8 protein-coding genes are annotated in these 8,101 nt (G+C 49.1%); 4 read left to right on the top strand and 4 right to left on the bottom strand.

Annotated elements, in window-relative coordinates:
* A partial coding sequence (locus tag Q0438_RS02495) for a HAMP domain-containing sensor histidine kinase (protein WP_299186995.1) occupies positions 1-687 on the top strand: 687 nt, incomplete at its 5' end.
* Position 688: 1 nt separating this feature from the next.
* A complete protein-coding gene (locus Q0438_RS02490) occupies positions 689-1,369 on the top strand; it encodes a response regulator (protein ID WP_299186992.1) in 681 nt (226 codons plus the stop codon).
* 353 nt (positions 1,370-1,722) lie between these two features.
* On the opposite strand, the gene Q0438_RS02485 is transcribed toward Q0438_RS02490, so the two are convergent.
* Positions 1,723-2,376, bottom strand: a complete 654-nt coding sequence (locus Q0438_RS02485) for a thiol:disulfide interchange protein DsbA/DsbL (RefSeq protein ID WP_299186989.1) — start codon at positions 2,374-2,376, stop codon at positions 1,723-1,725.
* 164 nt (positions 2,377-2,540) lie between these two features.
* Between Q0438_RS02485 and Q0438_RS02480 the strand changes: the two genes are divergently transcribed.
* Positions 2,541-3,383, top strand: coding sequence for a substrate-binding domain-containing protein (locus Q0438_RS02480; RefSeq protein ID WP_299186986.1), 843 nt, complete (start codon positions 2,541-2,543; stop codon positions 3,381-3,383).
* A gap of 247 nt (positions 3,384-3,630) precedes the next feature.
* Here Q0438_RS02480 and Q0438_RS02475 read toward each other — a convergent pair whose 3' ends face one another.
* Complete coding sequence (locus Q0438_RS02475; protein ID WP_299186983.1) at positions 3,631-4,053, bottom strand: hypothetical protein; 423 nt, start codon at positions 4,051-4,053, stop codon at positions 3,631-3,633.
* Between the two features lie 321 nt (positions 4,054-4,374).
* Positions 4,375-6,147: an aryl-sulfate sulfotransferase gene (locus tag Q0438_RS02470; protein WP_299186981.1), complete on the bottom strand. Its 1,773-nt coding sequence runs from the start codon at positions 6,145-6,147 to the stop codon at positions 4,375-4,377.
* Positions 6,148-6,404: 257 nt separating this feature from the next.
* Between Q0438_RS02470 and Q0438_RS02465 the strand changes: the two genes are divergently transcribed.
* On the top strand, positions 6,405-7,382 hold the full coding sequence (locus tag Q0438_RS02465) for a hypothetical protein (RefSeq protein ID WP_299186978.1): 978 nt from the start codon (positions 6,405-6,407) through the stop codon (positions 7,380-7,382).
* A 79-nt stretch (positions 7,383-7,461) separates the two neighbouring features.
* Here the strand turns inward: Q0438_RS02465 and Q0438_RS02460 are convergent.
* The coding region (locus Q0438_RS02460) for an NAD(P)H-binding protein (protein ID WP_299186975.1) at positions 7,462-8,101 on the bottom strand (640 nt) is incomplete at its 5' end.

The raw sequence follows: 8,101 nt of genomic DNA, 5'->3' as shown, positions 1-8,101 counted from the left end.
ATGAGCGAGGCGGGCGAGCTAATCAGCGGCATAAATCATCAGTTTATTCAGCCGGTTAATTCGCTAAATTTGATGATCTCAAGCCTACTCATGCTGCAAAAAGACGGCAAGCTAGACGCCGCGACGCTAGAGAGTATGCTGCAAAAAGGACGGGCTGCGACCGTGCTTTTAAGCGATACGATCGAGATTTTTAGAAATTTCTATAAAACTAGCGACAGCCCGCAAAAATTTAGCGTGCAGCGCTGCATAAAAGACCTGCTAAAGCTCATGCACACCGAGCTTAGCAAGGCAAACGTCACGGTAAGCTTGCGCGAGTTTAAAGACGAAGAGGCCACGCAGCGAATGGGCATCGTACAGCAAATTTTACTCATCCTCATACACAACGCCAAGGACGCGGTCGTGGAGCGCTACAAAGAAGAGATCGCCAAGCGGCAAATTTTTATCGAAGTCAAATTTGAAAACGGCATGTGCAAAATATCCGTCACGGACTACGGCAGCGGTGTGAGCAAGGAGCTTCGGGATAAAATTTTAACCCAGCCAAAAACCACCAAAAAGCAAGGAAGCGGTATCGGGCTGTATTTTGGCAAAAAGCTAGCAAACGAAAAGCTCGCAGGCGACATCAGGCTGCTAAGCGCGGGCGATCCGACGACGTTTGAGCTCGGCTTTGAGATAAATTTAAAGGAGTGAGATGCAAGAGCATTTGAAGCTACTTAAAGACCTGAGCGTCCTCATCGTCGAGGACGACGAGATCGCAAGGGAGCTGCTAATAGGCGGGCTAAAGCCCTACTGCCTTAGCGTCTGGGGCGCAGGCGACGGGCTGGAGGGGCTGGAGCGCTTTAAAAAGCTAGCCCCCGCCGTCGTCATCACCGATATCCACATGCCCGCGATGAACGGCTTTGAGATGATGAAGGAGATGATGCGCATAAAGCCCGCGCAAAAATTTATCGTCTTTACCTCCTACGACACCGACGACAACCTCATCAAAAGCATCGAGCACGGCGCGGCGTCGTTTCTAAAAAAGCCCGTCGATATCGCCGCGCTTTGCCGCCTGCTAGTGGCTCTGGCCTACGAAAAAGACGAAAAGCTCGTGCGCCTAGGCCCGCAAACCAGCATAAATCTCGCCAAAGAAAAGATCTACAAAAACGGCGAGGAAATTTATCTTTCGTTTTTGCAAAACAAGCTCTTCTGGCTCTTCGCGTATAATCTAAACAAGCTCGTGAGCTACGAGATGATCGAGGAGTTCGTCTATGAGGGCGAGCAAACGAGCAAAGGCGCGATACAAAACGTCGTGCTGAGGCTAAAGCGGGAGCTGGGGGTTAAATTTAAAAACATCAGTGAAAGTGGATATATACTGCTAAGCGGCGAGTAGGGTAAATTTTGAAATTTGCGGCTTGGCTCGCGAGCGTCTTTAACGGAGCTAGTAAAAATTTAGCTCGGCGGACTACCTTGTCCAGCCCACGCTAAATTTTTACGTCGCAACCCTTAAATCCATCTCACGATACTTCGCCTTGAAATTTTACATTTAAATTTAAAGTCAAATTTGTAAATTTCGGCTCAAATTTTACCTGCCGAAACCCGCGCTTTGAAAACGTAAAATTTAGTCGCTACCGCGCCGCAGGGCTTAGCGATAAAATTTGCTAGAAGCCTGCCACTGCGGCCAAATTTAATGCAGCGCGATAAGCAAAGCTTGCTTTGGCGCGGCTAAATTTAATGCGACAAGACCTATTTCGCCAGCAGCTCCTTTACCGCGGCGACCATTTCATCTAGCGAACCGAACGAGGAGGTGTTTAAGAGATACTTGCCGCTCACGACAAATGCCGGCACGCCTGAAATCACTGCGACCTCGTAGCCCGCGTCCCACTGCGCAAGCAGAGCCTGCGCCTTTTTGCTGGCAAGCGCCGCTTCATATTCGCTCACGCTCACGCCCGCTGCATCCAGCGCGGTTTTGATGAACCTTTGCTTATCACTTCCCTCGCCGAAATCGTCCTTTTTGTCATGGACCGCTTTGTAAATCGCAAATTTTGCCTTTTTAAATTTCGATTCGTCGCTTAGCGGGCCGACGTCATCCTTTTCATCAAGCACGATGAGGGCTGCGAATACGCCGCTAGCGGTCTGTCCAAACACGCCTTTGGTCTTTAGATGCCACGGCAAAAACTCCGTCCCCTCAAGCTTTTTCATCAGCTGCGGCGTGACCGTCCTGTCGAACGTATAGCAGTGCGGGCAATCGTAGTTAAAAATTTTAACGACGCTGTTTTTCGGCACGTTTAGCGGCTTTTGCAGCACTTGATAATTAACGCCCTCCTCTAGCGCGTTTGCACCGATGCCAAGCAGACAAACAGCGGCTAAAATTCGTATAAATTTAGAAAGTATTTCCATCGAATTCCTTTGCGGTAAATTTTAAAGATTGTATAAAAGAAAGGGTAAATTTGAAATAAAATCTAGGCAATGAACGCTTTTTTGCTTCTTCAACCATTAGCAAAAGCATTGATTCTTTAGTTGTATAATGCCCGAAATTTTACATTTCAAAACAAGGAGCAGATATGAAAAAGTCTATTTGTATCGCAATTTTGCTATGCGTCGGCTTGATGGCGAGTGAGTGCACCGCAGTGTATGGAGACGGAAAAACGGAGCTAAAGCTTGCTACGGGAAGTCCGGGAGAACTTGGGCTACTCGAAGTTCTATCTAATGAATTTAGCAAGGCGAATGATACCAAAATTTGCTGGATAAAAGCAGGAAGCGGTCAGACTCTCGAACTTTTGAAAAATAAAAAGATAGATATCGCTATGGTCCACGCTCCAAAGGCGGAAATAAGCGCCGTAAAAGAGGGCTGGGCTACGCAAAGGACATTGATCGGATCAAACGAGTTTTTTATCATAGGGCCTAAAAGCGATCCCGCAAAGATAAAAACCGCCCAAAGCGCAACAGAAGCCTATACCGACATAGCCAAATCCCAAAGCCTTTTTTACACCAGAGCGGACAACTCCGGAACCCATAAAAAAGAGCTTAGTATCTGGAAAATGGCAAATATCACTCCGCAAGGCCAGTGGTACGAGGCAAATAAAGATTTTATGTTAGCAACTCTTTTAAAAGCCGATAAAAATGGAGCATATTTTATGAGCGATAGCAGTACTTGGGTCGTGGCAAAAAAAGATATAAAATCCAGCGAAATTCTATTTCGCGGCGATAAATATCTAATAAATACGTATTGCGCCCTAAGACAAAACGATAGCGATACTACCAAAAGCAAGAAATCGAAAGATTTTATAGATTTCGTAGCTTCTAGCGCGGGGCAGGAGATCATTAAAAATTACGGCAAAGATAAATACGGAGAAGGACTTTACAACGACGCCGCTTACGCTCAAAAATATTTTATAAGCGAGTAGAATTTAAGTCTTAAAAGATAAGACTCGGCAAATTTTGATAAGCCGAATTTCAACGACGCGGTGGGTAAAATTTAAGCAAGCGGGTTAAATTTCAAATCCAACCCGCCGCGTAAATTCTAAATTTAACCAAGCGTAGCGCCGCTATTTTAAGAGCCTAGCTCCTTGGGCTCTATTCTCAGTACCTTATACCGCGTTTAGGCGTTTTCGCGCATCGCAATATCCCCGCTCGTCGGTAGCGACTTCCCCTCTACTTAATTATGTGCTTCTTTAGCAACAAAAGGTATAAGTAGTATAAAAGATATATCCCTAAGATCGCTATATCAAATATAGAGGTTTGTTCCCCTAATAATTGCCAGCGATTACGAAAGCAAAAGGTATAGATATCTAAAAACACCATTGCCGCAAGAGCATACATCATAATAGAAGCAGCTACTTTCTTGCGAAATAGCAGCACCATAACAACGCTTATAGGAGGTAAGAATACCGTAATACCGAATAAAATAGCCAATAATAAAGGATAATCTTTGAAATAAATCAGACCTCCTGCCCCAAAATGGCTGCCGATATAAACTTCATCATAGGTCATCGTTTGATAAAAATCTTTGATCCCTACACAAGTAATCAGCAAAAACAGTACGCTAAAAATCCAAACGGTAATATTCTTTGTCATTTTTTATCCTGCAAAGTGGTAAGTCGTTCCGCTATGAGGTATCCAATACAGTTTTGGAGCTCCTCTCTTTTAGCTAGACGGCGGGCTAAATTCCTCTTTCAAATTTAATCCCGCCGCACCGTAAATCCCCGCTCGCCGCATCGCAGGCGCCAAAAGCGCGAAGCGGCAAAACGCAATCTAGCCAAGTGCCGGATTTTGGCGGCGGCAAGTAAAATGTAGCGGGCAAAATTCCGACCTACGGCTGCCGGCAGCACAAAATCTAGCCCCGCTCGCTGCGGCAACTAGCGCCAAACGGCGAGCAAAGGCTAAATTTAGCTAAATTTAATACTCAAAGATATTCGGATCGATCACCATCGCGCGGTATGCGACGTCGTCTCTAGACGCGGACTCCACGTCCATTTCAAATTTGACGTCGTTTGTCTTTGGATCGATCTCCACGAGCACCATTTTTATCGTCTTATCGGGCTTTAGCAGATAGACGTTTGAGCTTGAGATAAAGTAGGTGCTTTTATCTTTTTGCCACTCGACATTGCTGGTGACTGCGCTGTAAAAGTCAAATCCGCGCTCCTTGCCAAACTCCCACGTCTGCTCGACCGTGCCCTTTTTCTCGTCGATCTTGTACTCGACCGCGCGGGAGTATTTTTGCTCTTTTAGCGCAGGCTGCTCCATGCCACGGCCGTCGCCGTTGTCAAATACGCTGATGTGCTTGACGGAGCCCTTGTTATCGTAGCGCGGAGTGAGCCACGCGGTGTGCTGCGTCCACGACCAGTCGAAGTCGCCCTCGCATTTTGAGTTTTCACATTTGATTTTGTTGCCGTTTTTATCCACAGGGGTAAGCACTTTTTCTTTAAAGTCCGCGCTCCAGCCCTCAGGCGATGCCAGGATCCATTTTACCTTTTTGTCGCGACCGATCTTAACGATGCCTTGGTGGCGAAGCGAGAGGATGATGCCGTCGTCGCTAGGATCGTATGAGATCGAGTTTACGTGCGCCCAGTTGCGTCCAGTGCCGGTCGAGGTCACGTCGCCGAAAGGCAGATCGTCGCTGATTTTGATCTCTTTGGCGTCCATGTCGATATTTAGGCACACGGCGCGAGCGTCAAGAGCCTTGATGAGGTTGCTGCGGTAGACGTTTTTGCCGAAAATTTCATTCAGATCCCACTCGTCCACGACCTTGCCGCTGCCGTCCACTTCGATGATGTGATCTCTGATCGTGTGCGAGATCCTGCCGTCTGCGTGGTGGTAGTTGTATTTACCGACGCGAAGCAGCAAGTGATCGCCCTTAAGCGGCATCACCTCGTGGCTAAGGTCGATGTAGCCGCGCGGCAGCTCGCGATTATACACCTCTTTGCCCATCATATCGTAGCGCATATATCGCTGCGCCATGCCCCAGCTCAGATCGCCGTTTGGCAGCTGATGAAAGCCCATCATCATGCCGCCGTCCATCACTCTGCGCTCGCTGCGGTCGTAAAATTTCTGATAGTCCAGATACCATCTGACCTCGCCCTGCGTATCGACGACGAAATTTTCGGTGAAGTCGTTCCAGCTAGCAGCACCGCCGTTTTTCCAATCAAGCGGCTTATAAACGCTCGTGATGGTGTTGTTGATGAGATAGAGCCTGTTTTTAAAGGCAGGATCGACCTTTTTAACCTTCATCTTTTGCATGTGGCTAAATCTATAATCGCGGCTATACGTCACGATCGGCTGAGCGTAAATTTTATACTTCTCAACCTTCTTTTCGCCGTTAAAAACGTAGCTTACTTCGACCTCGTTTAGATAGTCCGGATACAGCCCCCAGATCGGCACGCCGTCATGCGTCAGCAGCGCATGCTCGGAGACGTTATAGGCGATGTCGATGCCGCCGCTAGGTTTACCCAGCACCCGCACGTGGATATCCTTGATATCCTTGCCCGCGCGATCGATGATAGCGGTCAGAGGCGCCACGTCGTATGGGTTGATAAATACCGAGCCAAGCTCGCCCTGGGTTTTTACCTGATGCGCCAAAACGCCCGCACTCGCAGTCTGCGGCACCGCTATAAACGCGCCGCCTGCCAAGGCCGCAGCCAAAACGATAGAACCGAAAAAATTCTTACGCATATTCGCTCCTTTTGGGTAAATTTATCAAATTTTACTACGCAAAAATCGCTTCAAAATCGCGCCCGCATAAAGGCTTGCTTAAACAGCCAACCCTGGCGCTTTAAATTTCTTTAGCCATTATATCGCAATTTCGCGGCAGAGCGAAATTTCGCAAGCGGCGCGGACAAGGCGCAAAGATCAGCTTCAAATTTCACCGCTTAATCCGTTTTTACTCGCGCGTCTGCTAAAATTCGTCAAATTTAACCAAGGGGCGGCAGATGGACAAAGAGGAATTTGAAAAGCTAAATCCTAGCGAAAAGCAAAATTTGATGCTTAAAATTTCAGCCGCGCATCCGCAGTTTAAATTTTTAAATTTGACTACGTTTAGGTGCGGCGGCGACAGCTTCGAGACGGGCGTTTTCGATTTTAAAGGGAGCGAATTTGTTTTTATTCCAAGCGGCGAGCCGGTGCTTGGATGGGATGGTTTCGCCGTTTTGGATGAAATTTCGGCGGCTAAAATCAAAGAGCAGTGCGAGTTTTGCGGCAGCGAGCAAAGTCTGCGCGAATACGTCGCGCAGCAGACCTCGCTGCTTCGCCGCGCTAAAATTTCCGCGATGCTGGTCGAACGCAGGGCGAGCGAGCTTAGCTGGTTCGAGGCCGGCGCGGACGATGCGAGACTTAAAGCTTACGAGCGCGATATAGAGCAGTTTTTGCGCGGCGAATACAAAAACTCCTCGGTGCTAACCCTTAGCGGCGCGCTAAAGCTGGTCCGCAAAGAGGACAAAATTCGAGCATTTTTGTTTAGAGACGTGACGCACGAAGAGCTTGAGGCGAGCCTGCAAAAGGACGGATTTAGCCTGCCTAGCGAGGATGAGTGGGAGTATCTGGCGGGATGCGGGGCGCGCACGCTTTGGCGTTTCGGCGACGAACCCGATCCAAGCGAGGTGGCTCTGCCGCACGAGAAACAGCCCAAGAACCCTAAATTTTCGCTATTTGAGCCAAATTCATTCGGGCTGTTTATCGCTTACGATCCCTACGCCGTGGAGATCGTAAGCGCGCCTGCGTATTTTAAAGGAGGAGACGGCGGATGCGCATTTTGCGGCGGCGCGTCGCTGTTTGAAAGCGTGCTAAGCGTCTCGCCATTTTATGCTATGGATGAAGCGATGCGGCAGGATCATTTGGATTTTCTTAGCGGCGGCGAGCTAGACAGCGCGATTTATAGGCGCATCTTTAGGCTGAAGCGTGAGCTGTTTTAGCCTGCCGAAATGCAGCCGCTCCATCTCGGCTAAATTTAATGCTGGGCTGCGGATAAAATTTTAAAATTTTATCCGCGATTTATAGAAATTCCCGCTGCTCATAGATTTGCACGCCGCACGCGTCGCTGCTAGCCGCATTTATCATCGCGCGGGCGATACTTGCGCCGCTAAGCGGTCTAAATTTACCGAGCACGCAGGCGGGCAGCAGTTTAAAAACCGCCGCCGCGAGCCGTTCTAGCGGGCGAGCATCCAATCTCTCGCCCAAGATTATCGGCGGGCGGACGATCTGAAGGCTGTCAAAGCCAAGCTCGCTCACGCGCCGCTCAATACGTCCTTTGGCGCGCAGATAAAAGCTTGGCGAACCTTCGCTCGCACCCGGAGATGATACGAGCACGAAACGCCGCGCGTCCGCCGCTTTGCCCCACTTCGCCGCCGCATAGACGTAGTCCACATCCACGCGCAAAAACGCCTCGCGCGAGCCCGCCTGCTTCATCGTCGTGCCAAGCGCGCAAAAAATTTCGTCAAATTTATGCGGCGCGATATCCGAGATACCCTCAAAATCAATGATCCGCGCGCGAAGCTTAGGGTGGCAAAAGCCTATCTCGCGGCGCACCCACGCCTCTACCTCATCGTAATCCGGACTCTCGCAAAGCTCGCGTGCCAGCTCCCTGCCCACGACGCCCGTAGCGCCCAGCACCAAGGCGGATTTTCCCATTTTC

The sequence above is a fragment of the uncultured Campylobacter sp. genome (assembly GCF_938030785.1).
In the GTDB taxonomy this organism is placed as follows: domain Bacteria; phylum Campylobacterota; class Campylobacteria; order Campylobacterales; family Campylobacteraceae; genus Campylobacter_B.
The sequence above is the reverse complement of the archived record's forward strand: the minus strand, read 5'-3'. Positions and strand labels throughout refer to the sequence as shown.